Below are 18,781 nucleotides of genomic sequence, written 5' to 3' on the forward strand. Positions count from 1 at the left end.
CTCATTTTACCTTTCAGGACTCGCTTTTTCCGGTCTGCCATTGGAAATGTTGCATACCAACACTAACTGCTGACTTCATTGTGGAAAAATCGGAGAATAGCATTTTCAAGTAAGTCATTATGGGGCCGGGGCGGAGTGCCCATTCGCGAAAAGCGCGTTTTTGCCAGTAAAGCAATTTTTCGGCCGGTAACCCCGGGTAATCCAGCACCGTGCCTTTATCCATATCCACCTGCTCCCAACGTGTTCCGGAGCGGAACCAATTTTCGCGAACAACCTCAAAGAAGAATGGAGTTCCGGGATAGGGAGCAGCCACATGGAACAGGGCAATATCCAGGGGCAACTTTTTGGCAAACTCTATCGTCTGGCGGATGGTTTCTTCTGTTTCAGTAGGCAGGCCGATAATAAAGTATCCCCAATTTTTAATTCCGGCTTTCCTTGCCCACGTTAGGGAACGCAAAGCAGTTTCGGGATAAGCACCTTTTCGAGCATGGCGTAAAACCTGCTCACTCCCGGATTCAATCCCCCAAGTCATCAGGAAACAGCCTGCTTTAGCCATCAGGTTGAGCATTTCCTCATCCACATAATCAACCCGACTATTGCAAGTCCACTTCATTTTGATATTAGCATCAATCATCGCTTTACAAATGCCGATGACCTGATCCCGATTTGCAGTAAACAAATCGGCATACATATTGACATTACTGATGCCCAGTTTTTTCAGCACCCACAATTCCTCAAGTACTTTTTCGGGGGAGCGCAACCGCACTGTATACTGGTAACTCACGTGCTTAATGCAATAAATGCAGCCCGCCGTACAGCCCCGACTGGTCACAATAAAAGTAAAGGGGCCTTTCATCAAAGGCATGACATACTTTTTATAGGGTAACATTTCGTGTAGTGGTACGGGGAGATCGTCCAGATCTTTGATAAAGGGGCGATTCTTATTCAGAATAATTTGACCCGCTTCACGCCATACGATTCCTTTGATCTCGTGCATATTTACCGTTCCATCCTCATTGAGAGCCGGGCGGTAATCGGGATCATGTTCATTTATAAGTTTTTGAATGAGGGGTGGTCGTTCATCAATTTTTCCTTCCAGATGATCGATCAGGTCCCTCAATGTCAAATCGGGTTCACCCACCAAACCAATATCCAGGGCAGGGTAGGGGCGCATTGTTTCCACGGGAATTGGGGTAATGTGAGTTCCAAAAACCATGGTTGTTGCACCTCTGGCTTTGGCAAGGAATACGCCGTACATATCATTTTCCAGCGTTGGCGCTGTCAATTGAGAAAGGTAGTATTTGGGCTGATATTTGGAAATCAAATCGGCAAACTCTTTCCAGCCCATTCGCTCTGCATTGGCATCAATAATTTGAACTTTGTAGGTCGGTACCAATAAAGCAGCCATTTGTGCCAGCGAGACCTGCGGCCAGACCATGTTTTCCCGTGTTCTTCTTCCAACCCGATGCTGGGTACGAATCCATAAGCCGCCATCCGGGGTTGGGGGATTGACCAGCAATACATCCACTGCATCTTTGCCGCGAGGTTGATTTAACAAACCATTACGCACAATTTCATCAGCATTCGGAAATTTCGCCATCTTCAATGGGGCAACTCGATGTGCCCCCAAATTTTTATACTTCAATTCCATTTGCGGTTTCTCGTTCATTTTGACCTCTCTTTACTCATAAAGATTGTTAACACAGATAATCAGCCATTTAAGTCTTTTTTGATCAGCAACTCGCGCTGACTCAGGTCTTCCAGGACTCGCATCAATGACCAGTAAAGGATCAGCTGAACACCGGTGAGGATCATCATTGCACTCCCCAGCAAGTACAGCCAAAGCCTTTCAATTTCCCAACCGGAAATGCCCAAACTTAAACTGACGATGCTAAGGATCAATCCCGAAAACAGGATGATGCTGCCCAATACTCCAAAGCGGCTTTCCAACGGTTTTTTGAAGATTGGTTTTCCAAATAATCCCTGTCGAATATTCTTCTTGTAAAAAAGCGAAACCAGATAGTTAGAAGTTGCGCCTAAAGCAAAGAGAGCTACCCCTGTCACGCTCGATACCATCCCGGCAAATAAAGCCGCTACACCCCATGGGCCGATTGTTGTGACACCAGAAATTCGGGCAGTAATCAATCCAAAAACCACCAGGAAAGCAAGCAATATTCCGGCCAATCCCATAATTCCCAGGACGCGAACCGGGTTATAGGCCATCACAGTCCACACCATTGACTGCAAGAAAAGTAATCCATCCCGGACTACACTCAGTTTTGAACGTCCAATTCTTTCACTGTAAGGAATTGGCACTTCGCACATGCGGATACCTTCATGAACAGCACGCGTGCTCATAACTGGGGTTAGATTCAATCCATTCGGCAAGGGGTAAATCTGGCTTAAAATTTCCCGTTTTACCACCCTCATCCCGCTGGCTGAATCGGTAATTTTTTGCCATCCCAACATGGTGAGTAAACCGGCAAAAAACAGGTTACCTACCCGACGGGTAGCCGGCATCTGACTTTGCTCACCAGCCATTCTCGATCCAATCACTAAATCTGCCCCATTCAGTGCCTGCTGGCAAAGTAATGGGAAGTACTCAGGCGGATATGTCCCATCTGCATCCAGAAATCCGATAAGTTCACCTTTTGCCTTAGAGAAACCAGTTTTCAAGGCGCCGCCATAACCTTTGTTGACCTCATGCGTGATAACGACTACATTCTGATCGTTTCTGGCAATTTCCCTGGCAATAATGGCGGTTTTATCTTTCGAACCGTCATCCACTACCAGCAACTCCAATTCGTCTACCCCAACATTTTGCAGAGCGGAACGAATGGACAATACTCTATTCATAATTTCAGCAATTCCATTTTCTTCATTGTAGGCGGGGATTACTACGGATAAGGTGCACACTTCAACCATCCTTTCAGAAATAAACCTTTTTGTCTATGGGTAATTCAACTTCTTTGGTAGTCCGAATAACACGAGCGGGCACACCAGCGACAACCGTATGGGCAGGAACATCCTTTGTAACGACTGCGCCGGCTGCCACGACTGCACCTTTTGCCACACGCACCCCATCGGTAATAATGGCACCCGCACCTAACCAAACATCATCTTCGATGGTTATTCCTTCTGCTGTAATTCCTTGATCCACGAAGGGTACACCCGGATTGTTGAAAACATGATTGACAGCCAACAATTGAGTAAAAGGAGAGGTGTAAACCCTATTTCCAATGATGACACCACCTTGCCCCCGAATGACACTATATTCACCAATCAGGCAGTTCTTTCCAATTTTTATACCCCCATGAGGTATGCCACGAAAATTATAGACATGCAGGATTGCGCCATGCATAATAATGGAATCCTCTCCAATCTCGATCCCATTTGGACAGGCATGAAGATAAGCGCCTTGATCGACATAAACCCCACGGCCAAGACGGATATGATCTGCAAAACGCAGGCGTACTCCATTTTCAATGGCGGCCAGCCCATCCATCCGCATAATCAACCGATACAAAATTGCCCGGATCCCGATTCCGAAAATGGTCGGAATCCATCCTACGGTCAGGTACAGGAACTGCTCTAAAGCATATCTGAATGGATTGGATGCCTGACGGCTGAGGTACAGTCCAAGTGAATTTTTCTTTAAAGAGGTTGAGTTGGTTTTATTTTGATTATGCAAAAAGGCATGCTCCGCCATTACGACATTGGATCGTAATCGTTGTTTTTCTATTACCCCTCACCGAAGTGTATGTTGCCCCACACACATGCGGCAGGTTTTTTTTATTCGGCCTAAAATTACGCTTATTTCTCGATTAAATGTGCTGCTGCTAAAATGGAAGGGGTTAACGAAGTAGCCATTTTGGAAACATATTCCAAATCTTCGTTGGAAAATTCTTCCCCTTGTGGATGAACAAGAGTAATTGAACCCAAAATTCGGTCATTGATGGAGATAGGAACTGAAACCGCTGAGCGGCTCTTTGTGGGATCGCCATCCCAGGGTCTTCGCAGCCATCGTTCATCTTTCGCGGTATTGCTGACCAGAGCCGGTTTCCGATTTTTAATCACCCAGCCGGCTAAACCATGCTGACTGATCTCAGCCAGCTGTTCCATGGGCGGGTTGGATACCTGTCCTTCCCGGACGGTTGCCCCGGCAATTACATTGCCCTTTTGATCCAGCAAAATCAATGTGCCGCTGCTGGCTCCAGTGCTACATAATGCAATTTGCAGCATGTAACCCAGGCTTTGTTCCTGAACAAGTGAAGATGCTTTTTTCGCATCGGAGCTCTCACCATCTTCTTTCCCATGAATGGCATTATCGAATAATGTCTCGGCCAGCGATTTAGGTTCGCCTAAAGGTATATCAAGTGGCTCGGAAAATTGTGACACGCTAATCTCTGCCATTCTTAACAATGAATAACAAACCACATGCTCAATAGAAAGATGCAAATCTTCAATATGTTGGACATTCTTGGATGGAACGCGAATTTCTAAATTGACCAGCTTGGCAAGTTTGCCACCGTTATAACCAGTTAACCCCACCGTAATTGCACCCACCTGATTGGCAAGTTCAACCGCATGGATCACATTCTCGGAATTACCGCTGGTTGAAATAGCAATTACCACGTCGCTTGCCTGCACGAAGTTCCTTAATTGATCCACAAATACATTTTCATAACCATGATCATTCGCCAGGGCCGAGAAAATTGACATATTATCGGATAGTCCTATCACCTTAAAACCTGGCATATCAGGAAAAGCTGTATTCTTTGCCAGGTCGCAAACAAAGTGAGAGGCGGTGGAAGCGCTGCCGCCATTTCCCATGATAAATATCTGCCGGCCGTTCAAGCGGGCATTATGAAGGATATGCACCAACTGATCAATTTTTTCAGCAGGGAGTTTCTGAATTGTTTGATTTAGATCTGTCATGTATTCCCGAATGTACTCGATCATTTTGACCTCCTTCGAATAAATTTGTGTTAATGGTTCTCAACGGCGGTAATTGAAAATCGTTTTTGAACCATCCGGTTCCAGGCGGATTGGCACCTCACGTAAACCGTACAAAGAACTACGAACCAGATCTCGCTTTTCATATGGACAGTAGAGAAGCAAAAAGCCGCCTCCACCTGCACCAGTTACCTTGCCACCCAAGGCCCCTGCTTTTCGAGCGGTTTCGTAAATTTTTTCAATGTGGCCGTTGCTGATTTTGCTGGCCAATTGTTTTTTGTACTGCCAGCTTTCATGAAGCAAAGTGCCGATCACATCAATGTTTCCCTTTTGAAGTTCCTCTCTGGCAACGTATGCCAATTCTTTCAATTGTCGTAGGGTCGCTTTTTTCGCACGAATATTGTCTTTCTGTTCCAAAAGAATGCTTGCAGCCTGCCTGGTTGTACCGGTAAAGTAAAGCAGTAAATTCTCATTCAAACGAGTCATCAATACCTCGTCAAGCGCCAGTAGATGATTGCAAACCTCACCGCTGTTTGAAAATTCAAAAAAGCGCAACCCACCGTAAGCGGCTATGTACTGATCCTGCACCCCAATTGGCTTTTTTAAAATATCAATTTCAATTTCGCAGGCCTCTCTGGCCAGTTGTTCAGCATTAATTGAACAATTGAGATATGCATACATGGCATGAAGGGCTCCAACTGTTACCGTACTCGAAGAGCCCAATCCTGAACCGGATGGGATATCTCCCATGGTCGTAATCTCAACTCCTTTGGTTATGCCAACTTTTCTCAATGCTTCACGAATGAGTTCATGCTGAATTTCGTTGATACTCTCTACAATTTCAGTCCGGGTGTAACCGATTCGAATAAAATCATCAAATCGTCGCTTGATGGTTACAAAAATGTATTTGTCAATAGCCGATGACAAAACACAACCGCCTTCTTCCATAAAGTAAGAAGGAAAATCTGTCCCCCCTCCAAAGAAACTGATTCTTAACGGGGTCTGAACAATGATCAATTAACTATCTCCGTTTGTCTGAAAAATTCAACCGTTTTCTTCAAACCTTCCATTAAGGAAGTCTTGGGTTTCCAACCTGTTTCCGTTTGAAATTTAGTGCTGTTCAGATAAATTCTGCGGGTTTCGCCCAACCTGGCGGGGCTGAACAGGGCATTTTTTGAATAAGAGGTAATTTCTTTAAGAGCATCAAAGATTTGAACAACATTAGTAGGCTGGCCGGTTCCCAAATTGTAGACATAGCCTCCAGAAGGCAATGAAAGAGCAATTCGATTTGCTTCAGCCACGTCATCTACATATACAAAATCTCTTTCCTGCAACCCATCCCCGTGAATGGTTACCGTTTCATCACGTGACATCTGACCGGTAAAAATCGCCACAACGCCGGCTTCACCTTTTGGATCCTGGCGCGGGCCATATACATTGGGATAGCGGAAAACCACGTAATCCATTCCGTACATGACTCGGTACATATACAGGTACAATTCGGTCATGTATTTTGTTCCGCCGTACTGGCAAACAGGTTGAATGGGATGGCTTTCATCACATGGAAGATATTGCGGTTCACCATATACCGTCCCCCCCGAAGAGGCATAAATAAACTGCCTGACTTCATACTTTCGAGCGCATTCCAAAACATTTAAAGAACCCTTTACATTTACATCCGCATCATAAAGGGGATCTGCAACTGACCGTCGAACATCCATTTGAGCTGCGTGATGATTGACAACTTCAGGGCGTTCTTTTTCGAATATTTGCGAGAGATTTGAACTGCGGATATCCAGTTGATAAAATGTGGCAGCCGGATTCAGATTACTGTATCTACCGGTTACTAGATTGTCCACGATGACAACATCATGTCCGTGGTGGAGTAAAAGGTCAACCACATTTGACCCAATAAAACCAGCCCCGCCTGTTACCAAGATTTTCATGATTGTTCACCTTTCTAATATGCGCCGCGCTTACTAAGTACGGCAGGGATAGTTTGGATGATTAACTGGATATCCATCCAGATATTCCAGTTACGGATGTAATACATGTCATAGCGTACTCGTTCCTGGTAACTGACGTCTGAACGGCCTGAAACCTGCCATTTTCCGGTAATTCCCGGCTTTACAGTCAGCAGGTTGATGCCCCATTTCTTGTATTCGGCTAATTCTGGTGCCGTGATCATTCTCGGTCCGACCAGAGACATTTCATTGCGGAGAACATTGAATAGCTGTGGAAGCTCATCCAGACTGGTTTTTCTCAAAAAGCGACCAACTCTGGTAATACGGGGATCATCTTTGATTTTGTGATATTTGGCCAGCTCCACTTTTTTTTCGGGATAGCGATCCAACACAGCATCACCGTCAACCACCATGGTGCGAAATTTGAAAGCATCAAATTCTTTTCCATTGACCCCGAGCACTCTTCTACGATGAATCACCGGGCCGGGTGAGTCGAGTTTGATAGCAATGGAGATCAAAAGAAGTATGGGTGAAATCAAAAGGAGAATTGGTATTGATAGTCCGTAATCCAGTGCAGTTTTAAGAACTACCTCACTGCCGGTCAACCTGACTTTGTTTACCTCAACCAGTGGAACCCATGCGAACTCACGCACACTTAAACCGGTGGTGATGATTTCATAAAGACCTGAAGAAATTCGCAATTTGACCTTATCCGAAGTCCCATACTTTTCAAAAACATCCAGCAGATCTTCCCGGCTCAATGCGCTGCTGGTAAGGATTACTTCGTCAATATGATGCCGTTCGATGAGATCACCCAATTGGTTGAGATCGCCTACTACTTTGATTTTTTTGTCTAGCTCAATTTTGTTTTCTGAGCTGGCAATAAACCCGATAAGATTCAAACCTGAATAACGAACATCACTCAGTTGTTGCGCCATTTCGGCGGATTCCTGGTTGTAACCAACGATAACTGCTTTGGACAAAAAGTAACCGTACGTTCTCAAAAAGTACGCTACTCTTCGCAAAAGAAATCGCCCCAATGCAGTGAAAAAGAACGCGGAAAACCAGGCAATCAAAATCCAACCACGAGCAAAAATAAAACGGGGTTCAAAAAAGCCAACAGCAATGATGATGATCATTGCAAGAGTGTTGGCTTCAAAAAGCAGGTGATATTCCTGTACCCCACCTAACAAGTTATTCCGTTTATACAAACCCCTGAAAAGAAATATCAACAACCAGGTGGGAATAATCAACAAAATCAAGCCTTCATAATAATCAATGGATGTAAGTGCTTGTGGATCAAAAATGGGGAGGGTTAATTCAAACCTGATTAAATAAGCGAATCTCAAAGCCAATGCGATATTCAACCCATCACTGATCAATAATATGGCGCCGAATAGAATCCATTCCCAACCACGAGAACGACTTCTGGTTAAAGACCTCTCACGTGGTTGATCATTGATTAATTCTTTATCGGTCAGTTACGTAGAACGCATGAAGGCCGCCTTTATTGATCACTGATTGTACAGAATGAAAGGGATATCATTTTGCCTTACAATCAAACAATCCCTAAATTTGTATAAAATAATAAAATTTACTATCTCTATAAAAATTGTACAACAGCACAAAAGCCAGTCAATCTTTTATAAACAAATTCTAAAAAAATAATTAGAAATCCAAAACGAACTATAAGAATTGGATCGAAAAGACTTTGTAAAAGTATTTTTTATAGAGGGGGAGGGGGATGAAAACACAATTATTGACAATTTGCCCCAGACGAGCCCATTATATTGTTTCAGTGTTCTTTTGTTGCACAATTGGAAAGGCCGGCTTACGGGTAATCAAAAAAATATAAAAATCAATGATTTTAGAAAATAATTTATCCCAATATAATAAAAGTTATCTTGGGTATAAAATCGCAGTCCGGCTGCAGGTTCCCCCTCTCGCCACCGCAGCCCGATGTGTACCGGGCTGCGGTGGCCCCACATTTACCCAAAGCGGTATACTATCCCAAAACCGCCGCGCGGGTATTCCCACACCAGCGCCTGCTCCGGGCAGGCCGCCTTGCAGGTGCCGCATTCCACACAGCCGGCCCAGTCGGCAATGATTTTGCCGTCCTGTTCGCTGTACACCCCCGCCGGGCAAACATACAGACAGGCTTTGGTTTTGCACAACCGGCTGCACAATTCGTGTTTAACTTCGATATGCGGATGCCCCTCGTCCAGTTCGTACTTGTTGACCGCCAGTTTTTCGGTGATCGTCATCCGTTTCATAGACTGCGCGCTCCTTTCCAGCCGTCCCTTGCCACATTAAGCACCGAGATGCCCGATTCCTTCAGGCTTTGCAGCGCCAGCGTGTACAAATGGGCTTTGGGCTGCCCCTCATGCTGATAAATAGCCGTCATCACCCGAGCCAGAAGTTCAGGATAGGCGGTATACAGGCGTTTGTTCTTCATGAAAGCCGGCGCGCCGGCATAGGTGCGCATATCTTTGAGCACGAATGATTCTTCCAGCAGTTGAACGTAACGACGCATGGCTTCGGCGCCGAAATCGCCTTTGGCTCTCGCTTCCAAAACGGTTTGAGCGGCCAGCATGCCGGAGGCAATTGCCAGATCCATGCCGCGCACCACAAACCCGTTGTTGACCGACAAACCGGCGGCATCGCCGGTCACCAGCAGGCCGGCCATGCTCAATTTGGGCAGCATCGCCAGCCCGCCTTCCGGCACCAGATGCGCGCCGTATTCCAGCAGCTTGCCGCCGCGCACCAGCGGCTCGATGCACGGGTGCGCCAGAAAATCATCCATGACCTCGGCGGGTTTGATGCCCTGTTCGATCACCTCATCCAGGTGCATGACCACACCGATGGAAATGCTCTCGCGGTTGGTATAAAGGAAGCCGCCGCCGGCGATCCCGCGGGTGGCATATCCCACCAGACCGTAGGCAGCACCTTCGTCGCCGCTCAGGTTGAAACGTTCCTCGATCGTTTCGCGCGGCAAGCCGATCAATTCCTTCACCCCCACCGCCAGATGAGCCGGGTCGAAGCGCGGACGCAAACCGAGCTGCTCGGCGAGGAAAGAATTGGCGCCGTCCGCCAGGATGACCACATCCGACCGCATTTCATCTTCTCCGGCCAGAATGCCAACCGCCCTGCCCTCCTCCACCAGCACCCGCTCTACCTTGATGCCGGTCACCAGCATGACGCCGGCCTCTTCGCACCGATCCGCCAGCCAGCGGTCAAACTTACCGCGCAATACCGAATAGGCGTTGTGGCTTTCGGCAAAACGCGGATTGCGGAAATCTATGTTGAAGGCGGTTTGCTCACTGAGGAAAGTCACCACCTCGCGGGTAATGGCTCGTTCCACCGGCGCTTCCTGCCAGTATTCGGGAATCAACTGCTCCAGCACGCGCCCGTACAACACCCCGCCGCTCAGGTTTTTGGAGCCGGCATACGGGCCACGTTCCACCAGCACCACTTCCAGCCCTTCGCGTGCCAGGCTCAGCGCTGCCGCGCAGCCCGCCAGCCCGCCGCCAACGATGATGACATCTACTTTATCCTCCATACCCGCCCCCTTACCGGCGTGCCTGCAAGGCGCGGATCAGCGCCGGGACGATCTGGTACAAATCGCCGACGATGCCGTAATCGGCCTGCTGGAAGATGGGGGCTTCTTCGTCTTTATTGATGGCCGCCACCACCCGTGATTCAGTAATGCCGACGGTGTGCTGCACCTGACCGGAAACCCCGATGCCCAGATACAAATCCGGTTTGATGAACGCGCCGGAAACGCCAATGTAGCGTTCGCGCGGCAGCCAGTCCAGGCCCTCGCATAGCGGACGGGTGGCGCCGACTTCAGCGCCTAGCAGCTGCGCCAGTTCAAACATCATTTGCAGGTCTTCCTGCTTTTGCACGCCGCGCCCCGGGCAGACCACCTTTTTTGCCGCCGCCAGATTGACCGAAGCAGGCGGTTTGGGTTTGCGCTCGCGCAGCACCCAGCGGCTTTGAGGCTGGACGAAGCTCAGAGCCACCACCTCGCCCGTCGCTTCGGCACTGGCAGGCAGGGCTTCAAACAAACCCAGCCCCAGCGTGGCAATCAACGGTTCAGCGAGCGTTCTTTCCACCCGCACGGCTCCCCCGCCCAAAATCAGGTGGGTGGCTTCAATTTGACCGTCCCGGACGGCAAATTTTTTCACGTCCGTGACCACCGAGCGGTGCAGGACTGCCGCCAGACGTCCGGCCAGGGCCTTGCCGCTCCAGGTCGCACCGATTAACACGGCTGCCGGTTGATATTGCTGCACTGCCTGTACCAGGCTGGGCAGAAAATCCTCCAATGTGTATTCGGCGGTCTCGCTGAGGCGATACACTTTATCGGCGCCCTGCCGGAAAGCCGCTTCGCTCCGTCCGGCAGCGCCGATCACCAGCGCGGCAGTCGTACCGCCCAGACCCTCCGCTAAAAAGCGGGCAGCCCCCAGCAGTTCCGCCTGCAGCGATTCCTTTTCACTCAACACCCAGATTTCTTTCGTCATTCTGCCCCTCCTTCCTATAATACGCCTTCTTTGCTGAGGTAATTCAACAACTGCTGAACGACCTGATCGGGTTCGCCGCTGAGTTTGATGCGCTTGCGTTCGACCTGATCGGGCGGGCGCACCGCCAGCACCTCACTGGAGCGCAGCGCGTGCACATTCAGCCCCAAATCAGCCAGTGACCACTCTGTCACCGGCTTTTTGCCGGCTTTGAGGATTTCCTTCATGCTCGGCAGGCGCGGCTGGCAGATATCGGTTGTGACGGCCAGCGCCGCCGGCAATGAGGTTTCCAGCACCTGTACATCTTCTTCTGTGCTGCGTTCCACCACCAGCCGGCCGTTCTCTACACTCACCTTACTGACCGCATTGATCACCGGCACTCCCAGCAGTTCACCCACTTGCAGTCCAACCTGCTGGAAGTACAGATCGGCCGAACCCTCGCCAAACAGCACCAGATCGAATTCACCCATCTTGCGAATTGCGGCCGCCAGCACCTGCGCGGTTTGATGGGTATCGGCGGTCTGCATGGCTTCATCCACCACCAGCACCAGTTCATCCGGCCCCCGCGAGAGGACATCTTTTTTACCCTTGGAACTGGAGAGTTGCTGCGAGCCGGCGCTCAGCGCGGTCACCTTGCCGCCATGGGTTTCCACCAGCCGTACCGCCGTTTCAATTGCCATCAGGTCGTAATCGCTGATGATCCATTCTGCGCCTTCGAACGATATTTTCCCGTCGGGTTTGACCTGCATGTCCTCCGGATCGGGCACAAATTTATAACAAACGATAATGTTCATCACACCTCCTGAGAGATAACCTGATTTCTTAGGAATGAGAATGTCCACATCAGAGGCCGATCAGCGCTTCTGACATGGACGAGGCAACCGTAGAACGCAACAGCCGCGCCGGTTTATTGACCGCGAAAGACCGGTTTACGTTTTTCAACGAAAGCGGCGACGCCCTCTTTGAAGTCCTCGCTCTGCATGATGATTTCCAGGCCGAGCGCTTCCAGGTCGTAAAACTGTTCCAGAGAAAGACCCCAGCCGCGGTCAATGAACGTCTTGATCATGGCATGGGCTTTCGTCGGGCCTTCGGCCAGCTTGCGGGCAAATTCCATAGCAGCGGGCAGCAGCTCCTCCGGCGGGAAAAGCCGCTGGGCGATTCCCAGCCGGTACATCTCGGCGGCGTCAATGATTTCGGCGGTAAAGCACAATTCTTTGGCTTTGTACGGGCCGACCACCCGCGCCAGCAGCCACAGGTTGCCGCAGTCCGGCAGCATAGCGATGTTGGTGTAGATTTCCGAAAAGCGCGCCTTGTCCGAGGCGTAGATCACATCGCAGGCCAGGGCTACCCCTGCCCCGCCACCGGCGGCGATGCCGTTCAGGGCGCAGATGACCGGCTTTTCAAGGCCCTGAATGGCCATAATGGTCTTGCCCAGCGTGCGACCGGCGGTATAGTCCAGCTGTAATTTACCTTCCAGCATGTCGTTCAGGTCGCCGCCGGCGCAGAAGGCTCTTCCTGCTCCGGTTAATACAACGGCGCTAACTTCTCTGTCTATGCGCAGTTCTTCAAAAACCGAACGCAGTTCAGCCAGCATCTTCAGGCTCAACGCATTCAATTTCTCGGGACGGTTCAGCGTGACCAGTGCAACACGCTGTTCTACGCTAACCTGCAAGGTTTCATAAGCGTATGTCATAAGCCCTCTCAAAAGGCGGGGATGGCTCGTTACAGCCACCCCCGCATTCCCTTCAAATTAGTGACAGCCTTCGCCGGCTTTCAGCACTCCCTTTTCATAGAACTGGTCAATTTCCTCATCCGTGTAGCCCAGTTCGCGCAGGATGTCGGCGTTATCCATGCCGTAGAGCGGTGCGCCGCGCCAGATTTTGCTGGGGTTGCGCTTGAAGCGCGGCATGGTGTTGACACCCTTGACCTTGCCGTACTGCGGGTCTTCCCATTCGGTAAAGACATGCCGCGCCTGGTAATGCGGGTTCTTCTCCGCCATGGCCACATTGAGGATGATGCTGCACGGCACCTCGGCTTCGAGGAAGATCTTGTCCACTTCCTCGGCGGTGTGCTCATCGCAGAACTTCTGAATGGCAGCATCCAGTTTTTCGCCGGCGGGTGTGCCGCGCAGTGCCAGCTGAATGCCGGCGGGGAAGTCCGGGTCACCGGTCAAACCGAGCAGCGGCAAGCCGCGCTTCATCGGGCCGGCGCCGACCAGTCCGATAGACACGTAGTTATCGTCTTTGCACTTGTAGGCGCTGTAACCGGCAAATTTGGGATCGGCATTGCCGAAGCGCGGCAGCACCACCCCATCCTGGAAGTAAGTCATCGGGTAGTGCAGTTGAATCTTCATCATCATCTCGAACTGGGCAATGTCCACGCTTTCGCCCTTGCCGGTTTTTTGCACGTTGATATAAGCCGCCAGAGCCGCCCAGCAGGCATTCAGGGCGGTGACGTAATCACAGGTGTAGGGGACGGCGCGCATGGGCGGGTTGGGTTCCGGCATACCGTTGATGAACATGTAACCGCCAAACGCCTGACCGATGGCATCGTAAGACGCGCGGGAAACGTACTGCGGATCGCCTTCCTGCCCAAAACCGGAAACGTGAATGATGACCAGTTTGGGGTTGTGCTCCCACAGGTATTCGTCGGTCAGACCCCACTTCTGGTAGGTGCCGCCTTTGGAGGATTCCATCCAGATGTCTGCCCAGCGGATTAATTTCAGGAAAATCTCGCGCCCTTCCGGCGAAGGGATGTTGAGCGCCATTGCCAGTTCGTTGCGGTGTTCCTGATTCCAGGCATATTTAATTGCCCGGCAGGTATCGGGTGCCAGGGTGCTTTCAACATGGATGACGGTCGCGCCGGCCTCAGCCATTAACATGGCAGCGTAGGGCTGCGCCACGACGGTACCCGTGCTGAGCACCTTTAACCCGGAAAGCTGTCCAAATTGGGGAATGTCTTTCGTGCTGGCCATGATTGTTCAAACTCCTTTCATAGATAAGAGAATAGATTTGGAATTGACCCTGAAAATTATTTGGCGTATTTCTTCAACAACTGCGGGCCGGCAATGTTGTACATGATCTCATCCGTGCCGCCGCCTATCCGCATGACGCGCACATCCCGCCACAGGCGCTGGACGCGATGAGCCATCATATAACCCAGCCCGCCCATGATCTGCATGGCATCGTCAATGACCTCAAAGGCCGAGCGGGTGATGTACAACTTCGCCATGGCGTGTTCGTGGCGCACCGGCAGGCCGTTGTCCATCATCCACGCCACCTTGTAGCAGTAGTTCTTCATGTTTTCGATCTTGATCGCCATGTCGGTGATCTTTTCCTGAATCATTTGGAAGCGGCCGATGGGCTGGCCGAACTGCACCCGCTGATTGGCATACACGGCGGCGTCTTCAAAGGCCGCTTCAGCCGCACCAATGCAGGCTGCCGAAAGCACAATCCGCTCGATCTCGAAGTTGGCCATCAGCTGCATCCAGCCGTTGTTCAGCTGCCCGACCAGCGCATCCTTGGGCAGACGCACATTGTCAATGAACACCTCACAGGTTGGCACCGACCACCAGCCGACTTTGGGCAGCGGGTTGATGCGCACACCCGGCGCATCGGTCGGCAGCAGGAACATGGACATGCCCTTGTAAGGGTTTTCGATTTGCGGGTCGCGGGTCATCAGCAAGATGTATTTGGCGATATTGGAGATGGTGCAGTAAATCTTCTGCCCGTTGATGACCCACTCGTCGCCTTCAAGCACGGCGCGGGTTTTCAGCCCGGCAGCATCCGAGCCGGCCTGCGGCTCGCTGATGCCGAGCGCTACCGGCGGGTCGCCGCGGCAGATGCCGCCCAGCACGCGCTGTTTTTGCTCTTCTGAACCGAATTGTTCAATATCGCGGATGGTGATGACACCCAAACCGTAGATGACGCCGAGCGGGAAGGCGTATTTACCCAGCGTTTCGGCAACCAGCGTTTGGGTGAGCACATCCGCCGGAGTGCCGCCGTAGGCCTCGCCGATTCCCAGGCCGAGAAAGCCGTTATCCGCCAATGCCTGCCACGGTTTCCACGGGAATTCGTGCTTTTCGTCCAGCTCGGCAATCAGACTTTCCGGCGCCTCGCGCTGGAGCAGCTCGGTCAGGCTGTTCAACAATAGTTCTTGTTCTTCGGTTAGTTTGAAGTCCATGGTTTTTTGATCCTTTCTAAATGGAGATGGAATTTAGGGTGAAGTTTGGGTGGTAAGAACAAAGCCGCTGTCCGTCAACGACTGGTCAGCGGCTTTGAAAAACAACACACCTGAGAACAGCGGCAGATGATTCAAAGGAATAAAGCAATGCACCCTCCGGTGCATCTTCCGCCAAATCCCCTACCCGGTAGAAGGCAACACGAACCCCTCCCCTCCCCAAGAGGGGTTTGCAATCAATCCTGAAAAAACGCTACCTCACCTACACAGGCGGGGGAGAATGGTTAAGAAGATGCAGAATGTTGTCTTTATCGTAATACACCCCCCTGACAGATGCTAGTATGCTTAATCATAATAAATTTATGACAGGATTAACTATTTTATAGGACACAAATCCGATGCGAAATGTCATGAATTGGCTATGCGCAATATAATACTGCCAGCTCGCCCGTCATTTCCCGTTTATTTCTGCCTGCCTTAAAACTTCTCACAACTTTTCATACATCCAGTCATTGAATATAATTTAGATATTCTAAGTTAACTCAAGGAAGTATCCCCATGTCCAATCCATCCGCCCCAATTTATCAAATCAAGGTTTCCCTCAATCACATCCGCCCGCCGATCTGGCGGCGCTTTCTGGTAGCGGGAGATACCACCCTATCCGATCTGCATGACATCCTGCAAATTGTGATGGGCTGGGAAAACTCCCACCTGCACGATTTTATTATAGATGAAATGATTTACCACAATTCGGAGGATTTGGAATTCGCATTCAACGAAGACGAATTCCCTAGCGAAAGTCATACTACCCTGAGCGCGGTGATTAAGCGTGAAAAGCAGCGATTTACCTACCGGTATGACTTTGGCGACAGCTGGGAACACACCCTGGTGGTAGAAAAGATTCTTCCACCCCAGGAAGATTTCCGTTATCCCATCTGCTTGAAAGGCGCCCGCGCCTGCCCTCCAGAAGATGTCGGCGGGGTGTGGGGCTATCAATACTTCCTGGACGCAATCCGTGACCCCAATCATCCCGAGCATGAGGATTATCTGGAATGGATTGGCGGGGAATTCGACCCCGAAGCCTTTGACTTGAATAGCGTGAATAACCTGCTGCGCAGAGTGTTTAACCTGAAAATTTTAGATGGAAGACTTCCCATCTTCACGGATGAGGACGATCTTCTGAAAATTAAGTATGATCTGGATTCAGCCTGGTCAAAAACGCTGCCGGAGGAGCAGCGGCGGATTGCAGAAGAACTCCCCCTGCGCCGCGATGTGGTTGTTCTGCTCACCTACCTGCGCGATAACAAGGTGACCGGCACCAAAACCACCGGCAATTTCCCGTTGAAGGCCGTGCGTGAAATCTGCGCACAGATGGTCAATCCGCCCCCTATGGAAGAGAATATCGCAGGATTGATAACCCGCGTGCGCAGTGAAGACGATGTTCAGCCGCTTGTCTTTCGGCACATTCTGGCAGCCACCGGCGGTCTGATCAGCGGCGGGCCCGGCCAGCGTTGGAAATTAACCCCGCTCGGCGAGCGTTTCCTCGCTGCGGATGCGGCTGCGCAGGTCTTTTTCCTGACGGCCACCTGGTGGACGCGCACCAACTGGGCGGTTGCTTCCCGGGCGGCTTCTCAATTTGGTTATCTTTCATTCGGCTTTTCAAAAACCGTTCTCAAAGAACTGCTGCAGCTGCCTGTTGCAGAACCGCTGCCGTTCAAACCCTTTGCCGAGCGGCTGTTAGGAGTGAGCGCGCCGCCTGCGGACACTTCAGCCATTCAAGAATTGGAAATTCTTGACTTACTCTTCTATCGCCTTATCCAATCCGTTGTGATTGTGCCTTTGGCTCATTTTGGAATTCTGCACCCCGACGTGGATTTGTTTATGCAAGATCCCTTCGAAATTGTATTGGTTGAAAGCTTTCAAATTACACCCTTCGGCAGAGGATTGCTGCAAGCCGTCCATGATTTGATTGAGGCAGGCAGGCAGTGAGTGAATACCAGTATCACGAGTGGCAGGCGGTTGACCGCCTGCTGACCCCCGAAGAACAGTCCGCCGTCAACGGTCTTTCCAGCCACATTGACGTCACCGCAAACCGGGCGGTGGTTACCTATCACTGGAGCGACTTCCGCCACGATCCCAAGCAGGTTTTGCTCAAGTATTTTGACGCTTACTTTTACTGGGCAAACTGGGGCAGGCTGCGGTTGATGTTCCGCTTCCCGCAAGGCCTGCTGGAAGAGAACGACATTTCCCCCTATCTGCTGGACGAATATATCACTTTTGAAACAATGAAAGAGCAACAGATACTCGATTTGGATTTTTACCCGCCAGATGGGGGGTGGTGGATTGAAGACGAAGCCGGCCTTTCGCACTTCATTCACCTGCGGTCTGATTTGCTGGCGGGCGACTACCGCCTGCTTTATCTGGCCTGGCTGAGAGCGGTGACGATTGATCGAAGTATTTTCAGGGCTGAGACCCTTGAACCGCCCGTCCCAGCGGATTTGAAGCAGTTAAACTCTTCTCTGCGGAACTTCATTCGTTTCTTTGGACTTGACATCTTTCTGGTTCAGGCTGCTGCCGAAGCCAGCCCTGATCGGAAAGAGGCCGAGTCGCTAGATTACCGCAAACCGATTGAACGATTGTCCCGCGCAGAATGCAACGAGTTCCTGGTACGTCTGGCAGAGGGCGATCCCAGCGCAGGGCCGGCGCTGCGCAAGCGGCTGGCTGGGTTTTTCCCCACCGAACGCCCCCATCCATCAGAACGGCGTACCCTTCAGCAGCTGCTGAAGCGTGCCAAAGAGTTGGAAATTGCCGAGAAGAAACGCCAGGCGGCAGAAGCCCGCCGAAAGCACATCGCCGAGATGCAGTCTCTGGCAGAGCGCGAGGCAGAAGTCTGGCAGCAGGTCGAGTCACTGCTGGAAAATGGGCGCAGAATCGCCTCGGTTTATGATGAAGCAACGGCTTTACTGGAAAAGCTGCAGCAGCTGTCGGAATTCCAAAACACGCAGTCGGTTTTTCGGGCACGGCTGCGTCAACTGGCGCAGAAATTTGCTTCCCGCCCGGCCCTGATCGGTCGCTGGGAAAGCCGCGGCTGGATGTAACCGGGCAGGGAGCTAAAAAGCCTGGGGTCGGGATAAGCCCAAAACCCGGACAGCAGCAAAACGCCCC

Annotated in this window: 16 protein-coding genes; 2 read left to right on the forward strand and 14 right to left on the reverse strand. The window is 50.8% G+C overall.

Annotation, left to right across the window (positions count from 1 at the left end; all coding sequences use genetic code 11):
- Positions 1 to 13 precede the first annotated feature (13 nt).
- The 14 genes from VAE48_RS02825 to VAE48_RS02890 all read right to left on the reverse strand — a co-directional run bounded on the left by VAE48_RS02825 (position 14) and on the right by VAE48_RS02890 (position 15,619).
- On the reverse strand, positions 14 to 1,669 hold the full coding sequence (locus tag VAE48_RS02825) for a B12-binding domain-containing radical SAM protein (RefSeq protein ID WP_322791795.1): 1,656 nt from the start codon (positions 1,667 to 1,669) through the stop codon (positions 14 to 16).
- Between the two features lie 41 nt (positions 1,670 to 1,710).
- Positions 1,711 to 2,916 carry a glycosyltransferase gene (locus tag VAE48_RS02830; RefSeq protein ID WP_322791796.1) on the reverse strand — a complete coding sequence of 402 codons (1,206 nt, stop codon included), beginning with the start codon at positions 2,914 to 2,916 and terminating at the stop codon, positions 1,711 to 1,713.
- A 13-nt stretch (positions 2,917 to 2,929) separates the two neighbouring features.
- On the reverse strand, positions 2,930 to 3,709 hold the full coding sequence (locus VAE48_RS02835) for an acyltransferase (RefSeq protein WP_322791797.1): 780 nt from the start codon (positions 3,707 to 3,709) through the stop codon (positions 2,930 to 2,932).
- A 104-nt stretch (positions 3,710 to 3,813) separates the two neighbouring features.
- Positions 3,814 to 4,962 carry an SIS domain-containing protein gene (locus VAE48_RS02840; RefSeq protein ID WP_322791798.1) on the reverse strand — a complete coding sequence of 383 codons (1,149 nt, stop codon included), beginning with the start codon at positions 4,960 to 4,962 and terminating at the stop codon, positions 3,814 to 3,816.
- A gap of 36 nt (positions 4,963 to 4,998) precedes the next feature.
- Positions 4,999 to 5,973 (reverse strand): GHMP kinase, encoded by a 975-nt coding sequence (locus tag VAE48_RS02845; RefSeq protein WP_322791799.1) that lies wholly within the window; start codon positions 5,971 to 5,973, stop codon positions 4,999 to 5,001.
- On the reverse strand, positions 5,970 to 6,902 hold the full coding sequence (locus tag VAE48_RS02850) for an NAD-dependent epimerase/dehydratase family protein (protein ID WP_322791800.1): 933 nt from the start codon (positions 6,900 to 6,902) through the stop codon (positions 5,970 to 5,972). The genes VAE48_RS02845 and VAE48_RS02850 overlap by 4 nt, the downstream gene beginning before the upstream one ends.
- A gap of 14 nt (positions 6,903 to 6,916) precedes the next feature.
- Positions 6,917 to 8,287, reverse strand: a complete 1,371-nt coding sequence (locus VAE48_RS02855) for a sugar transferase (protein WP_322791801.1) — start codon at positions 8,285 to 8,287, stop codon at positions 6,917 to 6,919.
- A gap of 621 nt (positions 8,288 to 8,908) precedes the next feature.
- Positions 8,909 to 9,193 (reverse strand): ferredoxin family protein, encoded by a 285-nt coding sequence (locus tag VAE48_RS02860; RefSeq protein WP_322791802.1) that lies wholly within the window; start codon positions 9,191 to 9,193, stop codon positions 8,909 to 8,911.
- Positions 9,190 to 10,479 carry an FAD-dependent oxidoreductase gene (locus tag VAE48_RS02865; protein WP_322791803.1) on the reverse strand — a complete coding sequence of 430 codons (1,290 nt, stop codon included), beginning with the start codon at positions 10,477 to 10,479 and terminating at the stop codon, positions 9,190 to 9,192. Before VAE48_RS02865 ends, VAE48_RS02860 begins: the two co-directional genes overlap by 4 nt.
- Positions 10,480 to 10,489: 10 nt before the next feature.
- A complete protein-coding gene (locus VAE48_RS02870) occupies positions 10,490 to 11,440 on the reverse strand; it encodes an electron transfer flavoprotein subunit alpha/FixB family protein (protein ID WP_322791804.1) in 951 nt (316 codons plus the stop codon).
- 14 nt (positions 11,441 to 11,454) lie between these two features.
- Positions 11,455 to 12,231, reverse strand: coding sequence for a putative electron transfer flavoprotein FixA (gene fixA / locus VAE48_RS02875; RefSeq protein WP_322791805.1), 777 nt, complete (start codon positions 12,229 to 12,231; stop codon positions 11,455 to 11,457).
- Between the two features lie 113 nt (positions 12,232 to 12,344).
- Positions 12,345 to 13,130: an enoyl-CoA hydratase/isomerase family protein gene (locus tag VAE48_RS02880; protein ID WP_322791806.1), complete on the reverse strand. Its 786-nt coding sequence runs from the start codon at positions 13,128 to 13,130 to the stop codon at positions 12,345 to 12,347.
- 57 nt (positions 13,131 to 13,187) lie between these two features.
- Positions 13,188 to 14,411, reverse strand: coding sequence for a CoA transferase (locus VAE48_RS02885; RefSeq protein ID WP_322791807.1), 1,224 nt, complete (start codon positions 14,409 to 14,411; stop codon positions 13,188 to 13,190).
- 56 nt (positions 14,412 to 14,467) lie between these two features.
- Complete coding sequence (locus VAE48_RS02890) at positions 14,468 to 15,619, reverse strand: acyl-CoA dehydrogenase family protein (RefSeq protein ID WP_322791808.1); 1,152 nt, start codon at positions 15,617 to 15,619, stop codon at positions 14,468 to 14,470.
- Positions 15,620 to 16,174: 555 nt separating this feature from the next.
- Between VAE48_RS02890 and VAE48_RS02895 the strand changes: the two genes are divergently transcribed.
- Positions 16,175 to 17,605, forward strand: a complete 1,431-nt coding sequence (locus VAE48_RS02895; RefSeq protein ID WP_322791809.1) for a plasmid pRiA4b ORF-3 family protein — start codon at positions 16,175 to 16,177, stop codon at positions 17,603 to 17,605.
- Positions 17,602 to 18,714, forward strand: coding sequence for a hypothetical protein (locus VAE48_RS02900; RefSeq protein ID WP_322791810.1), 1,113 nt, complete (start codon positions 17,602 to 17,604; stop codon positions 18,712 to 18,714). Before VAE48_RS02895 ends, VAE48_RS02900 begins: the two co-directional genes overlap by 4 nt.
- The last annotated feature ends 67 nt before the right edge of the window (positions 18,715 to 18,781 follow it).

The sequence above is a fragment of the Bellilinea sp. genome (assembly GCF_034432615.1).
GTDB lineage: Bacteria > Chloroflexota > Anaerolineae > Anaerolineales > Anaerolineaceae > Bellilinea.

Coding starts and splice junctions, on each gene's coding strand:
- VAE48_RS02890 (WP_322791808.1), bottom strand. CDS start 15,619: ATGGACTTCAAACTAACCGAAGAACAAGAACTATTGTTGAACAGCCTG.
- VAE48_RS02840 (WP_322791798.1), bottom strand. CDS start 4,962: ATGATCGAGTACATTCGGGAATACATGACAGATCTAAATCAAACAATT.
- VAE48_RS02860 (WP_322791802.1), bottom strand. CDS start 9,193: ATGAAACGGATGACGATCACCGAAAAACTGGCGGTCAACAAGTACGAA.
- VAE48_RS02870 (WP_322791804.1), bottom strand. CDS start 11,440: ATGACGAAAGAAATCTGGGTGTTGAGTGAAAAGGAATCGCTGCAGGCG.
- fixA (WP_322791805.1), bottom strand. CDS start 12,231: ATGAACATTATCGTTTGTTATAAATTTGTGCCCGATCCGGAGGACATG.
- VAE48_RS02865 (WP_322791803.1), bottom strand. CDS start 10,479: ATGGAGGATAAAGTAGATGTCATCATCGTTGGCGGCGGGCTGGCGGGC.
- VAE48_RS02885 (WP_322791807.1), bottom strand. CDS start 14,411: ATGGCCAGCACGAAAGACATTCCCCAATTTGGACAGCTTTCCGGGTTA.
- VAE48_RS02825 (WP_322791795.1), bottom strand. CDS start 1,669: ATGAACGAGAAACCGCAAATGGAATTGAAGTATAAAAATTTGGGGGCA.
- VAE48_RS02835 (WP_322791797.1), bottom strand. CDS start 3,709: ATGGCGGAGCATGCCTTTTTGCATAATCAAAATAAAACCAACTCAACC.
- VAE48_RS02880 (WP_322791806.1), bottom strand. CDS start 13,130: ATGACATACGCTTATGAAACCTTGCAGGTTAGCGTAGAACAGCGTGTT.
- VAE48_RS02895 (WP_322791809.1), top strand. CDS start 16,175: ATGTCCAATCCATCCGCCCCAATTTATCAAATCAAGGTTTCCCTCAAT.
- VAE48_RS02850 (WP_322791800.1), bottom strand. CDS start 6,902: ATGAAAATCTTGGTAACAGGCGGGGCTGGTTTTATTGGGTCAAATGTG.